Raw genomic sequence first — 16,349 nt, 5'->3', positions numbered from 1 at the left:
TCCTCGCGTACGGGTGTCCCAGCTCGAATGCCTGTGCGATCGCGGAGAAATTCTGCGCAGGTGGAGTGGGCATCGTTGCGCGGTAGCATCCAACCGGCCGTGCGACAGTCAGTTCGAACAGTGCGCGCCGCATAATGCGCCGGCGAGGTCAGTCGTTTGGATCGCCGATCCAGATCGCGTGGGAATCGATGCGCAGACGGGTGATGGCCCGCATCGCATCGATGCGGGCCGCGGCCTCCGTACGAAAGGCGTCGTGGACTTGGCGTTCACCGAAGAGTTCGTCTGACAAGTCAATCTCGCCGGCCTTGTGGCCTTCCCTCAGCTTGGCCAGGGCCGCGACCTGCGCATTGAGTCCGTCGCGCGCGCGTTGCCAGGCGGCATAGCGGAAACGGGCCTCGGTCATGTCGGTCTCGGCCATTTCCTTGACAGCGAAGCGTACTGCCATGGCTTCCGAACGCGCGGCACCGGCCTCGGCATCCGCCTGGTCGGCGAGGGCAGACCGGTGCCCGCCGCCGAGCGGCATCGAAAACAGCACGCCCGCGCCCCTTTCGGCGCCGCCGCGTTCAGAAAACATCCGCACGCCGAACGAAGGATCCGCGATCTTGTCGGCATGTATGCGTGACGCGGAAGCGTCGGCCCGGCCTGCACCGGCTTCGGCCGCTGCAATCTCGTGGCTGTGTTCGATCACCTTCCGCCCCAGCGCCTCGATCCCTTCTGGCGGGAGATCGGGACGGGGCACGTCAGGAGCAGCATCGTCCAACGGCAGGGTCGGGAACTGGGTAGCGAGGCGTGCGCGCGCCAGCGCTTCCCTGCCCTCCGATTGCTGGGCCGCAACACGGGCGGTTCCCAGCGCGGCTTCCGCCTGATCGGCATCGAGTTGGGCAGCGTCGCGCACGGCTACCCTGCGGCGCACGGCCTCCAGCAGCCGCTCGTAGTTGGCGACGGCCTGTTTATCGACACGCGCTTCCGCAGCGGCGCCGAGCCAGTTCCACCAGCTTTCGGCCAGCAAGGTAGCGGCCTGATGGCGGGCGTCCTCGGCACGGTTCTCGGCAGCGGTGACGCCGTACCTGCCGATCTCCTTGTCAAGCCGGGCCTTGCCGGGCAGGCGGAAAGGGCGCAGCAACTGGCCATCGAACTCGTCGAACGACCCTTCGCGGTCGACCGAGCGGTTGATGTAGCTCCCCGTGAACGTGATCTCATGGCTGCCCCGCGCCAGAGCACGGGCCTCGGCGCGGGCGGCGCAGGTGCGGGCGCGGGCGGCCTGAACCGAAGGATGCGCGTCGAGTGCCGCAGTGACATCGGCGGTGGGGGGCAGGCCCGGTTCGGCGTCGGAGGCAAGCACCGGCGTCGCGAGGGCGCTCAGCAGGGCCGTACCGGCCAGCAAGAGCTTACGCATCGGTCGTCTCCCCATGTTCGCCATCCAGTTGTGGGTGCTCGCGGTCTCCCGCCTCACGTTCGGATCGGCTTTCGCCGAAGCGTTCGTAGAGCATGGGCAGCAGGATGAGCGTGAGCAGCGTGGAGGACACCAGCCCGCCGATTACCACGATCGCCAGCGGCTTCTGAATTTCCGAGCCCGGCCCGCTGGCGAACAGCAGCGGGACGAGGCCGAAGGCGGCGATGGTGGCCGTCATCAGCACCGGCCGCAGGCGGCGTTCGGCCCCGCGTCGCACGGCCTCGGCCAGAGGCACACCCTCTTCGCGAAGCTGGCGGAAGTAACTGACCATGACGAGGCCGTTGAGCACGGCGATGCCCAGGAGTGCGATGAAGCCGACAGAGGCCGGGACCGACAGGTATTCACCCGAGACCGCCAGCGAGACCATGCCGCCCACCAGCGCGAAGGGGATCATCGCGATGATCAGCAGCGACGCGCGCAACGAGCTGAGCGTGGCGTAAAGGACTATGAAGATCATCACGAGCGAGATCGGCAGCACCACCATCAGCCGGGCCGAAGCACGCTGCTGGTTTTCGAACTGGCCGCCCCAGACGATGCGGTAGCCTGGCGGCAGCTTTACGTGCGCGCCGATATCGGCCTTGGCTTCCTCGACATAGCCGACGAGGTCGCGGCCCGAGACGAAGGCCTGCACCAGTGCGTAGCGCGAGCCGTTCTCGTGCTCCAGCTTCACCGGGCCTTCGACGCGGGCGACCTGGGCAACATCACTGGCGCGCACGAGCTGGCCGGTGGGTGAGCGATAGAGTGTGTCGGCGAAAGTCTGCGGCGTCAGCTGCTGCCCGTCACCGCGAATGACGATGGGCACGCGGCGAATGCCATCGGCGACGACACCGGCGCGCACGCCTTCGACTTGCGCCCGCATCGCGTCCTGCAACTCGTTGACCGGCATTCCCGCGCGCCCGGCGGCAACGCGGTCGATGTCGAGCTGCAGGTAATCGACGCGGTCGTCAGCGACGGTCATGGCTTCGCTGGTGCCCTTGATGCCCTGCAGGCGGCCCTGGATCTGGGCGGCGATGCTGGACAGCTCCTTGAGGTCCGGGCCAAAGATCTTGATCGCAAGGTCCCCGCGCGCGCCGGTGAGCATTTCGGAAATGCGCATTTCGATCGGCTGGGTGAAGCTGGGTTCGATTCCCGGCAGATTGACCAGCGCCTTGCGGAGCTGCTCGACCAGCCATTCCTTGTCGGGGACGCGCCATTCGTCGCGTGGTTTGAGCTTCAGGAAGGTGTCGGTCTCGTTGAGGCCCATCGGATCGAGCCCGAGCTCGTCCGAACCGACGCGCGCGACCACTTCCTCCACTTCGGGGACATTGGCCAGGATCGCCCGCTCGACCTTGAGGTCTCCTTCCACGCTGTGCTCAAGCGAAATCGAGGGCAGCTTGGTCAGTTGCACGATCACCGAGCCTTCGTCCATTGTCGGCAGGAAGGTCCTGCCGGTCACCGAATAGGCCAGCACGGCGGCCACCAGCGACAGCCCGGCCACGCCGTAGACCACTTTCCGGCGCGCGAAGGCCGCAGTCAGCAGGGTGTGATAGCGCGGGCTGATCTGGCGCATCAGCCAGGGTTCGTGATGGCCCTCATCGGCTTTCACCTTGAGCACGAAGTAGGCCATCACCGGCACCAGCGTGAGCGACAGCACCAGCGCCGAGAGCAACGCGAGGACGATCGTAAGTGCGACCGGGGCGAACAGCTTGCCTTCCAGCCCCTGCAGCGTGAGCAGCGGCAGGAACACCAGTGCGATGATCGCCATGCCAGAGGCCACCGGCTTGGATACTTCTGCAGCCGCGACGATGACGTTGTGCAGTTTGCCGCCGCGCGCATGTTTGGGATCGGACAGCCGCTCCACCACGTTCTCGACAACCACGACCGCACCATCGACCAGCATACCCACGGCAATGGCAAGGCCGCCAAGGCTCATCAGGTTGGCGGTAAGGCCGATCGAGCGCATGAAGATGAACGTCAGCAGCGCCGCCATCGGCAGGGCCAGCGCAACGATCACCGAAGCGCGCACATCGCCGAGGAACAGCAGCAGCAGTACGACGACCAGCAGCGTCGCTTCCACCAGCGCTTCCTCGACGGTTCCCACCGCGCGTCCGATAAGGTCGGAGCGGTCGTAGAACACCGAGATGCTCATGCCCTTGGGCAGGCTGGTCTGCACTTCGGCAAGGCGTTCCTTGACGCCTTCCACCACTTGCGCCGCGTCGGCGCCGCGCAGGCCGATGACGAGGCCCTCGACCGCTTCGCCCTTGCCGTCCTTGGTTACCGCGCCGTAGCGGGTGAGGCTGCCGGTGCGCACTTCCGCGACGTCGCCCACGCGCACGATCTTGCCGTTTTCACTGCGCACCACGACGGCGGCAAGGTCGTCCAGCGTGCGGATTGCGCCGGTGGCGCGCACGATCAGTGCTTCCTCGCCGGAGACGAGACGTCCGGCGCCATCATTGCGGTTGGACGCCTCGATAGCGGAGGCCAGATCGGAGACGGTCAGGTCGGCGGTCGCCAGCGCCGAGGCGTCTGGCACCACTTCGAAGGTCTCGGCACGACCGCCCAGTGCGTTTACATCCGCAACGCCGGGCACGGTGCGCAGCGCCGGGCGGATCAGCCAGTCGAGCGTGCGGCGTTTCTCGGCAAGGCTTTGCGGCCCTTCGATCGTAAACATGTACATGTCGGACAGTGGGGTGGAGATTGGCGCCATGCCGCCGCTGACGCTGGCGGGCAGGTCTCCCATCACGCCGTTCAGACGTTCCGAAACCTGCGTGCGGGCCCAGTAGATGTCGGTGCCGTCGGCAAAGTCGATGGTGATGTCGGCGATCGCGTACTTGGCGACCGAGCGCAGCGTCGCCTGATGGGGAATGCCGAGCATTTCCATCTCGACCGGCGCGATCACGCGGCTCTCGACTTCCTCGGGCGTCATGCCCGGCGCCTTGAGGATGATTTTCACCTGTGTGGAGCTGATATCGGGGAAGGCATCGATGGGCAGGCGCATGAAGGCCCATGCCCCCAAACCAGCCAGCCCCAGGGCAAGGCCAAGGACAGCGAGGCGCCAGGCCAGCGCGCGTTCGACAAGCTTGCGCAGCATGGGCCTACTGCTCCGCCAGCAGGGATTTGAGTTCGGCCACGCCGCTTACCGCGACCTGTTCGCCTGCCTTGAGGCCGGACGTCAGAATGGCTCGGCCACCAGCATCTGCGACGACAGTGACTTCGCGCCGCACGAAACGCCCGCGTTCCTGCACGAAGACGACGTCATCCTCGCCCATGCGGGTGACCGCCTGCGAGGGCACGGAAACCCCGGACTGTTCCTTGCCGGACACGCCGCTGATGATCGCCATGACGCCCCGGCCCGGAACCAGTCCGTCCGTGGAGTGGAGACGGGCCTTGGCGGCGATGGAGCGGGTTGCCGGATCGATCGACGCGCCGACCGAAATGATGCGGCCGCTGACCGGACTGCCGCCGGACAGCGGAACAGAAACACTCATACCCGGCCGCACCTGTCCGGCCAGCCGTTCGGGCAATTGCAGGTCAAGGGTCAGCGCAGCGGTATTTTCGATGACGAAGGGCGCCATGTCGCCGCCGACCGGCCCGCCGGTCTCGACGGAGACGCTCGCCACACGGCCACTAATCGGCGCGCGCAAGGTCACGGTGCCATCGCGTCCGGCACCGGCGAGGGCCAGCAGGCGGTTGTTTTCGGCCACGGTCGCTTCGGAGCGGCGCAGCGTCGCCATCGCCTCGTCGGCACGGGCTCCGGCAACGATGCCGTCGCGCGCCAGTTTGTCGAGACGCTGCGCGCGCGCGCGGTCGACGGCGAGGTCAGCCTGCGCGCGGGACAGGTCGGCACTGAACTGGACCGGCTCGGCGGCTTTGACGATCGCCAGCGGCTGGCCGCGCGTGACCTGTTCGCCCTGCAGGACCCTGACCTGGGTGATAGTGCCGCTGAACGGCGTGGTTACGGCAACCTTGGCCTCGGGCGGGAGCGACACCTGCCCCGGCACGGTCCCCAGCGGCACCGCATCGGCGGCGGTGGCCGCCTGCGTGCGGATACCCAGCTTTTTTACCTGCTCAGCACTCAGGGCTCCGGGATCGGCGGTGGGCGTCTGGGCAGCCTCCTGCGGCGCGTCACCGGGTTTCAGGACATAGTAGGCCCCGCCCGCGACAGCGAGCAGAGCGGCGGCACCGACGAGGAGGGGCTTGTTCATGCGGGGGGACATGACCTGCCAAGCTGACAGCATCCTGTCAGTTTCGGTTTTTATTGACAGGTTTCAGCGTCGCCGCCGATGACGCTCGATACGAGGAAACAAGAGAGGATACCGCCTTGCGGCTGCTGCTTGTGGAAGACGACGAACAACTGGCCGAGCGCCTGTCCGACCGCCTGCGCGGCGCGGACTTTGCCGTCGATGTCGCCCGCAGCCGCGAGGAAGGCGAGGCCTGGCCCGACATGGACAAGATGGCGGCGGTCGTGCTGGATCTGGGATTGCCCGACGGGACCGGCATGGACCTGTTGAAATACTGGCGTCAGCGCAAGGTCGATTGCCCGATCCTGATCCTGACTGCGCGCGGAAGCTGGCAGGACAAGGTCGAGGGGCTCAATGCGGGGGCCGACGATTTCGTGGTCAAGCCCGTGCGTTTCGAGGAACTGCTTGCCCGGCTGCATGCGCTGCTTCGCCGGCAGTCTGGCAGCCGCGACACATGGATAGAGGAATCCGGCATCCGGCTCGATCCGGTCGCGCGCGAAGTGCAGTGCGACGGCGAGTCGCTGGCGCTGAGCAAGCAGGAGTTCCGCCTGCTCAACCTGTTCATCCGCCGTCCCGGGCAGATCCTGTCGCAGGGCGATATCGGCGAGCACCTCTACGATCTGGACAGCCACCGCGATCTCAACGCGGTCGAGGTGCTGGTTTCGCGCCTGCGCCGCAAGATCGGCAGCGACCGCATCCGCACGGTGCGCGGGCTGGGCTACAGGTTCGGCAAGTGACCACTACGCGCCAACCGTCGCATCGCCGCTGGCACTGGCGTTCGCTGCGTGTCCGTATCCTGCTTGCCACGCTGCTGTGGGTCGCGCTGGGCATCGGCGGCATCTGGTATTCGGCGACACGGCTGTTCGCCAAGCATGTGGAGGCAAGCTATCACGACGAGCTGGAAGTCCACATCAAGGAACTGGCCGGTCTGGTGAAAGTGGGTCCGGACGGCGTCCTGAAAATGGACCGTCCGCTCTCAGACCCGCGCTATCTGGTGCCGCTCTCGGGCTTCTACTGGCAGGTCAGCCTGCACGGCCACGAGACGATCCGGTCCGCCTCGATGACGCGCGGCGAGCTGGACGATCGGGTCGCGCATGACAGCACCATTCACCATCATATCGAAAAGGGGCCGACAGGGCCGACCATCACCTATGGTTTCATCCGCGACGTGCCGGGGGCAGGCGAAGTCCACTATGTGATCGCGACCGATGAGCGCCTTCTCGACGAGACCATTGCCAGCTTCACCCGCGAGCTGACGCTGTGGCTGACGGCGCTGGCGGCTGCGCTCGTGGCGACCGGGTTCCTCGTCGTGACGATCGGGCTGCGGCCACTCGATCGTCTCGCTAACGCAACGGCGCGGCTGCGCAGCGGTTCTGCCTGCCGGCTGGAGGGCGACTATCCCACCGAAATCGAGCCATTGGTGGACGATCTCAATGCCTTTATCGAGCGCAGCCACAAGACGGTCGAGCGAGCGCGGGTGGAAGCTGGCAACCTTGCCCACGCGTTGCGCACGCCGCTTGCGGTGATTACCGACGAGGCGGAGAGGCTGGCTCAGGCCGAGCGTACGTCCGCCGCAGCGCAGACACTGCTCGAACAGAGTCAGGTCATGGTGCAGCAGATCGACTACCAACTGGCGCGCGCGCGCTCTGCCGCAAGCGCACGCAGTCCGGGGACGGCCAGCCGGATCGATAGTGTCCTGCCTCCCATCCTTTCGGCGATGCGCCGCCTGCATCCGGACAAGTCCTTCGATGTCCGTCTGCCCGAGGGGCTCGATACGACTGTGCCGATCGAACCGGTCGATCTCTCCGAGCTTCTTGCTATCCTGCTGGATAATGCCGGCAAGTGGGCGCGCGGGCATGTCTTGATCGGCGCGGCAGACACACCGGACGGATTGCTGGTGCAGATCATCGACGACGGTCCCGGCCTGGCGCCGGAGCTTGCGGCAGAGGCATTCCGCATCGGCACGCGCTTTGATCCCGAAATGCGCGGTTCCGGGCTGGGGCTTGCGATCGCGCATGACATCGCGGAAGCCTATGGCCTGCGGATCGCCCTTGGCCCGCGCGGCGACGGGCAGAGCGGCCTTGAAGTCAGCCTCGAGATCGACCGCGCCTGATAGATCGCCCGGCGGCAGATGATCTTCAGATTGCAACAGAAGGCCGGTACGACTCGAAATTCCACCCTTGCCACAACGGGATGCAGAGTGGCGCGGTCGCCGAGGCGGGCGTGAGCTTCGCGTTTTTGTGTTTACCTCCGGGGTCGCGCCCCATGCCAGACGAGACAGGACAAGATTGATGGTATTGCCCCACGACCGCCGCAGTTTCATCCGCAACATGATCGCGAGTGGAGGTGCTGCGGCAGGGTTCATGCCGTCGATTGCACGGGCACTGGAGATTCCGGCGGACCGGCGCACGGGGACGATTCAGGACGTCGAGCACGTGGTGATCCTGACGCAGGAAAACCGCGCTTTCGATCACTACTTCGGCACCATGCGGGGCGTTCAGGGTTATGGCGATCGCTTCGCCATTCCCGCCCCGCCGCTGGCAGACGCGCCGCGCCGCACGGTTCTGGTTCAACCCAACGAGAAGGAGGGCGAGAGCCCCGCGCTGATCGCGCCGTTTCGGCTCGACACCCAGGCTGATTTCCGGCTCTACCGGCCGCTCGGCACGCCGCACGGTTTTCCCGATAGCCAGGCCGCGTGGGACAATGGCCGCATGGGCGAATGGCCGCGCCACAAGCATAACCACGCCATGGCGCATTTCTCGCGCGAGGATCTGCCGTTCCAGTACGCGCTCGCCGAGGCTTTCACGCTGTGCGATGCCTATCACTGCGCGCTGCATCTCTCGACCAATCCCAACCGCCTCTACATCTGGACCGGCACGCACGATCCGCAGGCGAAGGCGGGCGGTCCCGCGATCGACAACGGCTATGACGACATGGGCGCGGACCCGCGCGGCAACGGCGGCTATACATGGACGACTTATCCCGAACGGCTGATGGCGGCGGGGATTGGTTTCCAGGTCTATGAGGACATGGCCGACAATTTCGGCGACAACCCGCTCGTCGGCTTCCAGCGCTACCGGGCGGCGGACAAGGCCAGTGACGGGCCGCTGGCTGATCTGGCCTCCCGGTCGATCCGCACGCGTGATCTCGACAAGCTCAAGGAAGACGTCGAGCAGAAGCGCCTGCCGGCGGTTTCGTGGGTGGTGGGGCCGACGCGCTTCTCGGAGCATCCCAGCGTTTCCACGCCGTTGGAAGGCGCCGAATACATTGCCCGCGTGCTCGATGCGCTGACGGCCAACCCCGAGGTCTGGGCGCGCACTGTGCTGCTGATCAATTTCGACGAGAACGACGGGCTGTTCGACCATGCGCCGTCGCCTGCACCGCCGGCCCGCTCGCGCGGCGCGACGACCGTTCCGGCGGACGACGAATACCACACCCATCCGCAGGACGAGGCCGATGCACAATATCTTGGCCGTCCTTACGGCCTTGGCCCGCGCGTGCCGATGTACGTGGTATCGCCATGGAGCAAGGGCGGTCACGTCGCCTCCGAAGTCTTCGACCACACCAGCGTGATCCGTTTCCTCGAAACGCGTTTCGGCGTGCGTGAGCCCAACATCAGCGCATGGCGCCGCGCGGTCTGCGGCGACCTGACGTCGTGCTTCGACTTCTCGAAGACCGACGCCGATGAATTCATGGCCGCGCTGCCGCCGACCCGTGCGCTGTCGGATCGGGCGGCCGGTCTCAAGAACATCGCGCCGCCGCTGCCGTCTGGCATCGTGGCCCCGGTTCAGGAAACGGGCGTAAAGCCCCGCCGCGCGACGCCGTACCGGCTCGACGTCTGGCTTGGGGGCGATGCCGGGGCACCGTCGCTGGTCTTCGCCAACGCCGGGGAAGAACGCGCGGCCGTGTTCCATCTCTACGACGTCAACGATCTCGGTGCCGATCCCGCGCGATATACCGTGGGTGCGCGCCAGCGGCTCACCGGTGCCGTCCCGGCGGCGCCGGAGGGCAGGCAGACCGATCTGTTCATCGTTGGCCCGAACCGCTTCCATCGCAGGCTCCGCGGCCGGGCAGACCGGTTTTCGGCGCGGATCGAGGTTAGCCATGCCGGGAAGGCCGAACTGGTGCTGGTCAATATCACCCGCGAGCCGCTGCCGGTTGCGCTGGCGGACATGGCTTATGGCCAGACCTATGCGGCCGTTGCCCTGAAAGCAGGGGCGACCGTGCGCCAGCCGTTGGATCTTTCCGCCAACCATGGGTGGTACGATCTCGGCCTTGCCGCGTCAGGCCAGTCCTGGCGGATGGCGGGACATGTCGAGAACGGAAAGGGCTCGTTCTCAGATCCGGCGGCCGGCGGGGCAGGGCCACTCACACTGGCCTGAGCCCGGACAGCAGCGTACTGTCGGGCCATGCGGGAAGAAGACGTCCTCCTGGCGATCCGGCAGCATGTGCCCGGCTGCGCCTGTGTGAACGCCGAAACGGGCGAGGGACTGGACAGGTCGCCCGGGGCTTATGTTCTGGTGATCGATCCGGCGGTGCCTGTGACTTTCGCGCGCAAAGGCATTGCCGCCACACCGCTTTCGGGCTGGCTCGTCTATGCCGGCAGCGCGCGAGGTGGCGGTGGCATCGGAGCACGGCTGCGGCGGCACTTGCGGCAAGACAAGAAAGTCCACTGGCACGTCGATGAACTGACGAACGCCGCCGCCCGTATTTCAGCGCTCGCCATCCCCGGCGGCTCCGAATGCGAGATCGTGGACCGGCTTCTCGCATCGGGCCTGTTCGAGACCGCACTGGTTGGCTTCGGCAGCAGTGACTGCCGAAGCTGCGATGCCCACCTTCTCAGACCGATGGCCCGAACCGGGGGGCTCCGCGCAAACGCCGCGACCGGATATTCCTCCTAGAGCGGGACCTTTTCATGAAAGTTTTCGCTAGGCAGCATCCGCATTCCGGACGTCGTGATCATGCCACAAGGGCAGGTGGACAATCGCTCGCGCGCCCGCTCCCTTGCCGTCGCTTTCCAGTTTCAACGCTCCGTTCATCGCTCGCACCGTGTTCGCGCACCAGTGCAGGCCGAGGCCGCCCGATCTGGACGTGCGTGTCGAGAAACCACGTTCGAACAGTTGGGTTGCAACTTCCTGGGCGAAACCGGCGCCATTGTCTGCCACGGTGATGGTGCATCGGTCCTGCGCGGGGTTCTGCGTAACCTGAAGCAAGATCCTGCCATCCTGTCGGCCACTGTCCTGGATTGCCTCCAGCGCGTTGGTTACCAGATTTTCAAGGACCTGGCTGAGGAGCACACGATTGCCGGATGCAGCGATATAGCCGTTGCACTGCACGTCGACCGCGACAGTGATATTCTCTGCGTACCGTGCGACATTGGCCGAGTGGCTGAGCAGGCCGGCAAGGTCGCAGCGCTCGTCGAAGCGGGTATCGCGTTCATTCTGCGCGGCGGCATCAATCGCATCCAGGGCATTCATCAGGTTGCGGGCAGCTTCGCGAGCCTGCTGGCGTACAGCGGCATTTCTGGCTTCGACCCGTTCATGTGCAGCGGACAGAAAGCTGACCAGCTTTTCGCGCCGTTCCGGGGCGAGGGCGTCGTCTGACAGTTCTCTCAATGCCCGCGGTGCGTGCGTGGGCAGGCTGTCACTGCAGGTCTGATCCAGCGCTTCGAGAATGACGCGGACAGGGCTCAGGCAGTTGCGCAGATTGTGCATGAGGCCGATGGCACTCTGCGACTTGCCCAGGGTGAAGGACTGGGATTCCAATTGCGAACGCAGTTGTTGCAGTTCGGCGGTCATGCGGTTGAATTCGGCTTGCATGGCTCCGAACTCGTTGGAAGGCACTGGCCCATCGATCTCCCGCAGTTCCCCGGACTCCCTGATGCGGCTGACATGCTGGTGCAAACGTTCGACCGGATCGAGCACCAGCGTCCTGACGCGCCGGCCAAGTACGGTGAGCAATGCGGCAATCAGGCAGAAAACGCCTGCAAACGTGATCAGCAGCAGATTTTGGGCCGCTTTCGTCAATGGACGCGTGAGGTGGAGGCGGATGGCAGCAACTGTGGTCCCATCCGGCCCGTTGAGTGGCGCTGCGATTTCGATCGTGCTGGTATCTGCCGCAATCTGCGTATCCGCCATGCGTGCGCTGAGATCGACATCGGCAGGCACCTGAAGGGCTGCGCTCGCCATTTGGGCCGTGATGTGCTGAATGAATGTCAGAAAGCCGGGCGGTGTGCCGGTGCCGTCACTCCTGTACAGTTGCACGCTGGCTATGGCGTATAGCTGGCCATTGAGGACGATGAAGCTCTGCACGTAGTCCTTCTGCCGCATCCGTTGCACGAAGTCGGACCGGATAATTTTTGCCAGAAGCGCTTCAGCCAATTCGGGCTCTTTCCTGCCCTCGTCGCGGTCGAACGCGAAAGCCCGCGCGGTTCCATCATCGAACCGGACAATAGCCAGGCCATCGACCTCCGCATTCTGAAACGATTCCAGATTGACGTTGTCTGTTTCAAAGCCGGTGTTGAAATTCCGGGCGTAGTAATAGCTGTCGTCCCAGATCCCCCAATCCTTCGCCCGCGCCATCAGAGTGCCGAGGCTTGTCTTCTGGAAATCGGAGACACGGCCGACATGGCCCTGCAAGTCCTTGTGCTCCAGCGCGGAAAAGCTCTTGTTGATCGAAAAACCCAGCAGGAAGAACAGCGCTGCCGTGGCGATAAGGCCGATGAAGGCCAGATTGCGGAGCAGTGTACTGCCTAACCGGCCCTCCCGGTTCCATAACTGGGTCAGGCGCCAGGCCACTTTATCGCCCGATCACGCCGGCGCGGGAAGTCCCATCGTTTGTACCGGGCAGACTGTCGGCATGGGCCGCCGCCGCTTGGGCAGCCGCGGCGGGCTTCCCGAACAGGAAGCCCTGCATGTGGGAACAGCCGGTCAAGCGCAGCATCTGGCACTGCTCGTCGGTTTCGACACCTTCCGCAACGATGTTCAGGCCAAGCGCCCGCGCAAGATGAACAATGGAACTGACGATGGCTGCGCTGTGTTTGTCGTGCCCCAATCCTTCGATGAAGCTCTTGTCGATCTTCAGGCAATTGAGGGAGAAGTTCTTGATATTGAACAGGCTGGAATAGCCCGTGCCGAAATCGTCGAGGGCAATGCGGTAGCCTTTGCTGTGCAGTTCGCGCAGCACGTCCGCAGCCCATTCGGTATCCTCGAAAATCGCGGTCTCGGTGATCTCAATCTGTACGTTCCCGGGCGTGACTTGTGCTTGCGCCACATGCGCGTCCAGCCATTCCACAAAGTTCGCCCGCTTGAACTGGCGGGGGGAGAAGTTGATGGACACGAACAGACCCGGCCAGTCGCGGCAATCGTTCAGGGCACGATTGAGCACCCACTCACCCAGATCATCGATCAGACCGCTTTCTTCGGCGATGGGGATGAAGACTGCAGGCGAGATCGGCCCATGATCGGGGCTGTTCCAGCGGAGCAGGGCTTCGAAGCCCACGGTCCTGAGGTCATTGCGTTCGACAATTGGCTGATAATGGAGAGCCAACTCGTCGCCTGCGATGGCGTGGCGCAGCCCCGTTTCGATGATCTGACGGAACCGCTGGCTCTCGTCCATTGCTGCATCGAACAGGCAGACCCTTTCGCGTCCGCCGCGCTTGGCGGCAAAAAGCGCAAGATCGGCACACCGCATGAGTTCGCTGGCATCCCGGCAAGGCAGGTCTTTCGGCATCATCAATCCGCATGACGCGCCGATACGAACGGAATTTCCGAAGATTGAAAAGCTGCGCGAGCAGCTTTCGATCATGCGGGCACATTTAGTCCTGGCCTCCTCCAGACCGGCAGTCGGCAGGAGCAGGCCGAATTCGTCGCCGCCAAGGCGGGCAACCATGCCCCGTTCGGGCAACTGGTCGTGCAGGATGTCATGGACGGCAATGAGCAGGTCATCTCCTGCGCCATGCCCGAACGTGTCGTTCACGTGCTTGAAGCGATCGAGATCGAGAATGGCGAGTGCATAATCGGTATCGCCCCGGGCAACACGGCAGGAAAGCTCCTGCAGAAAGGCCATCCGGTTCGCGGCGCCGGTAAGGGAATCGTGCAATGCCGCGTGGCGTGCCCGCGCTTCACTGGTCGCGAGTTCGGCGATCTTCTGCCGCAGCAATTCCAGTTGGCCGGTGTCGTGGTCCCAGCGCTGGCACAGCGCCAGGGCCATCTGCCGGACTTCCTCGTTCGAGAATGGCTTGTTGATGTAGAAGATCTTGTCGGCAGGGCCGGCTACGGCGGCGATGTCGGTGGCCGAATGGTCGGAATAGGCTGTGACGATAACGAGGTTAATGTTGCGATCGATCGCCCGGATGCGGCGAGCGGTCTCGCGCCCGTCGATGCCCGGCGGCATGCGCACATCGATGAAGGCGACCTTGAACGGATCATCCCGTTCGAGAGCCGTATGGACCATAGCGACGCCGTCGAGGCCCTGCGACGCAAAATGGACGTCGAAGACCGCATCCCGGCGGGCGGCAACATGTCCGCCTCCGGCATCGTCATCGCCGAACAATTCCAGCGCCAGCGCATTCATGCCGTCAGAAGCTGCGAAGTCCTTCTGTCCGGCCAAGACATGACGATAAGCCTCTCGCACCGCAGGCTCATCGTCCACGACCAATATTTTCATTTTATTGCCTGTCAGAACAAGGGCGGTTGTGAGGCTTATGTGCCATTCGCTAATATTTGCTTGTCCGTGATCTAGGTTGTGAACCCGCGTTCCCCGATCGTGACCGGCAGAGTAGCATCGCCTGGAGAGAGGCTGCTTTCCGCGGGGTCGGCATCTTCTGCTATCGGAAGTTCCCCGGGGCGGGTCTCAGCGGCAAGCCCTTGCGAGGAAGTCGCTGACCCGATCGTTGTCGCTCATCACCACGTTGAAGCGCATGTAGTCGCTCCACATTCCGTTCGTGCTGAACACGTTGCCCGGCGCCAGCACGATATTCTCCGCCAGCGCGGCGCGGGCAAGCTGTGCAGCATCGAGCCCACCCGGCAGGCGTGCCCAGATGAACAGGCCGGCGGACGGCTCGATCCAGGGGATGATCCCGGCTTTGCGCAGCCGGGCCATCGTCCGGGCCGTTGCGCGGGCCAGATGCGTGCGCACGCCATCGATGTGGCGGCGGTATCCACCATCGGTCAGTACCGCATGGAGAATTTCTGCCGAAAGCGGGTTGCCAGACATGGAGGTGGCCACGCGCAGGTCCGCCAGCGCTTCGATCCAGTCAGGCCGCGCGGCGATATGTCCGCAACGGATCGCGGCTGTCACCGATTTCGAGAAACTGCCGATCCGGATCACCCGGTCCAGCCCGTCGAAAGCGGCAAGGCGCGGTGAGGGCGTATGTTCGAAATCGGCGAAAATATCGTCCTCGACGATCACCAGATCATTCGCATCAGCCAGCTTCAGCAACTGGTGTGCGGTAGAGGCGGACAGAGTCGCGCCGGTCGGATTGTGGCAGGCCGAATTGGTAAGGTAGAACCGGGGCCTGTGCTCCGCCAAGGCCGCGGCAAAGGCGGCCATGTCCGGTCCACCGGGTGTCATCGGCACGCCAATGACGTTCGCCCGGTGTGCACGCAGCAGCGCAAGGAAATTGAAGTAGCACGGGTCATCGACCAGCACCGTGTCTCCCGGCTCGAGCAGGAATCGGCTGACGAGGTCGAGCGCGTGAGTGCTGCTTTCGGTAAGCAGGATCTGGTCGGGGGCGGCAGGTGTACCCTGTTCCTCAAGCCGCCGGGCGAGCAGCGCGCGCAGCGGCGCAGACCCCAGCAGCGAGGCATAGCCTGTCAACGGGCCGTCAGCATCGCTGCGCGCGGCGGCGCGCAGGGCCTTGCGGATCGGTACCCCGGCCAGCCAGCTGTCCGGGAGCCAGCCGCAACCGGGCTTCAAGGCATCCGGGCGATGCGTGAGTGACTGGCGCAGCATCCACAGGGGATCGACCTCGCGTTCGACAGGCGTGCCGATCCGGTCGAGCGCGAGCGGCGAGAGCGGCGCCGAGACATAGAAGCCCGCGCCGGGGCGGGAGCGGATCGCGCCGTCGGCGGCCAGACGGTCGTAAGCTTCGACCACGGTCGATTTCGAATAGCCGGTCGCTTCGGCCATGGCGCGCACCGAAGGCAGGCGTGCGCCCGGCGTCAGGTCTCGGCGCTCGATGCGGTCGCGGACCAGTTGCATGACCTGTTCGGTTCGGGTGGTATGGGATGTTGCCACTGTACTGCATTCCTGATCGGTACGGTTTTTTAAAATTGTATCGATCTGTTCCTGTCTTGACCAGCCCTTTGCGCGCATTGGGGGCGCACACAGGAGGTCAACATGAAGAACTTGCTCAAAACGTCCCTTGCCGTCGCCGCGCTTGGCCTTGCGCTGACCGCCCCTGCCGTCGCGCAGGACCGGATCGGCGACAATCGCTATGCTGTCACCCTGGATGCGGTGGACACGCATCCGGCAACTCCGGAGGCGGCAAAGCGTACGCTGGTCCGCATCGAGAATGCCGCGCTTGTGGTCTGTGGAGCATCCTCATCCAGTCTGCGGGAGGTGAAGTCTGCCGTTCGCCGGTCGGTCTGCTGGCATGACGCCATGGCGGATGCCTTGACCCGTATCGGTGACCCGCAGCTCGCGCTGGCTTACAACAACAAGCACTGATCCGA

General features: G+C 64.8%; 12 protein-coding genes. 6 read left to right on the top strand and 6 right to left on the bottom strand.

Translation table 11 applies throughout. The features are described from left to right. Positions 1 to 148 precede the first annotated feature (148 nt). The 3 genes from MTR64_RS10225 to MTR64_RS10215 are packed head-to-tail and all read right to left on the bottom strand — an operon-like array spanning position 149 to position 5,637. Positions 149 to 1,396, bottom strand: a complete 1,248-nt coding sequence (locus MTR64_RS10225; protein WP_243993453.1) for a TolC family protein — start codon at positions 1,394 to 1,396, stop codon at positions 149 to 151. Then, a complete protein-coding gene (locus MTR64_RS10220; protein WP_243993451.1) occupies positions 1,389 to 4,523 on the bottom strand; it encodes an efflux RND transporter permease subunit in 3,135 nt (1,044 codons plus the stop codon). The genes MTR64_RS10225 and MTR64_RS10220 overlap by 8 nt, the downstream gene beginning before the upstream one ends. Positions 4,524 to 4,527: 4 nt before the next feature. Then, complete coding sequence (locus MTR64_RS10215; protein WP_243993450.1) at positions 4,528 to 5,637, bottom strand: efflux RND transporter periplasmic adaptor subunit; 1,110 nt, start codon at positions 5,635 to 5,637, stop codon at positions 4,528 to 4,530. A 116-nt stretch (positions 5,638 to 5,753) separates the two neighbouring features. Between MTR64_RS10215 and MTR64_RS10210 the strand changes: the two genes are divergently transcribed. The 4 genes from MTR64_RS10210 to MTR64_RS10195 all read left to right on the top strand — a co-directional run bounded on the left by MTR64_RS10210 (position 5,754) and on the right by MTR64_RS10195 (position 10,574). Then, a complete protein-coding gene (locus MTR64_RS10210) occupies positions 5,754 to 6,410 on the top strand; it encodes a response regulator transcription factor (RefSeq protein WP_243993448.1) in 657 nt (218 codons plus the stop codon). After that, positions 6,407 to 7,786 carry a sensor histidine kinase gene (locus MTR64_RS21470; RefSeq protein ID WP_243993446.1) on the top strand — a complete coding sequence of 460 codons (1,380 nt, stop codon included), beginning with the start codon at positions 6,407 to 6,409 and terminating at the stop codon, positions 7,784 to 7,786. Before MTR64_RS10210 ends, MTR64_RS21470 begins: the two co-directional genes overlap by 4 nt. A gap of 178 nt (positions 7,787 to 7,964) precedes the next feature. Next, on the top strand, positions 7,965 to 10,055 hold the full coding sequence (locus MTR64_RS10200; RefSeq protein WP_243993444.1) for a phosphocholine-specific phospholipase C: 2,091 nt from the start codon (positions 7,965 to 7,967) through the stop codon (positions 10,053 to 10,055). 27 nt (positions 10,056 to 10,082) lie between these two features. Beyond that, positions 10,083 to 10,574 carry a DUF123 domain-containing protein gene (locus MTR64_RS10195; protein ID WP_243993442.1) on the top strand — a complete coding sequence of 164 codons (492 nt, stop codon included), beginning with the start codon at positions 10,083 to 10,085 and terminating at the stop codon, positions 10,572 to 10,574. Between the two features lie 27 nt (positions 10,575 to 10,601). Here MTR64_RS10195 and MTR64_RS10190 read toward each other — a convergent pair whose 3' ends face one another. Continuing rightward, positions 10,602 to 12,311 (bottom strand): CHASE4 domain-containing protein, encoded by a 1,710-nt coding sequence (locus MTR64_RS10190; protein WP_243993440.1) that lies wholly within the window; start codon positions 12,309 to 12,311, stop codon positions 10,602 to 10,604. On the opposite strand from MTR64_RS10190, the gene MTR64_RS21345 reads away from it, so the two are divergent. Next, a complete protein-coding gene (locus MTR64_RS21345) occupies positions 12,300 to 12,428 on the top strand; it encodes a hypothetical protein (protein WP_268740853.1) in 129 nt (42 codons plus the stop codon). The genes MTR64_RS10190 and MTR64_RS21345 overlap by 12 nt on opposite strands. Before the next feature lie 43 nt (positions 12,429 to 12,471). On the opposite strand, the gene MTR64_RS10185 is transcribed toward MTR64_RS21345, so the two are convergent. Further along, complete coding sequence (locus MTR64_RS10185) at positions 12,472 to 14,340, bottom strand: putative bifunctional diguanylate cyclase/phosphodiesterase (RefSeq protein WP_243993438.1); 1,869 nt, start codon at positions 14,338 to 14,340, stop codon at positions 12,472 to 12,474. 186 nt (positions 14,341 to 14,526) lie between these two features. After that, positions 14,527 to 15,912, bottom strand: coding sequence for a PLP-dependent aminotransferase family protein (locus tag MTR64_RS10180; RefSeq protein WP_243993436.1), 1,386 nt, complete (start codon positions 15,910 to 15,912; stop codon positions 14,527 to 14,529). A 102-nt stretch (positions 15,913 to 16,014) separates the two neighbouring features. Here MTR64_RS10180 and MTR64_RS10175 point away from each other — a divergent pair, with 102 nt between their 5' ends. Beyond that, positions 16,015 to 16,344, top strand: coding sequence for a UrcA family protein (locus MTR64_RS10175; protein ID WP_243993433.1), 330 nt, complete (start codon positions 16,015 to 16,017; stop codon positions 16,342 to 16,344). Positions 16,345 to 16,349: the final 5 nt, after the last annotated feature.

This window comes from Novosphingobium album (ex Hu et al. 2023) (genome assembly GCF_022832385.1).
Taxonomy (GTDB): Bacteria; Pseudomonadota; Alphaproteobacteria; order Sphingomonadales; family Sphingomonadaceae; genus Novosphingobium; species Novosphingobium album.
This window is presented reverse-complemented; position numbering and strand designations above follow the sequence as displayed.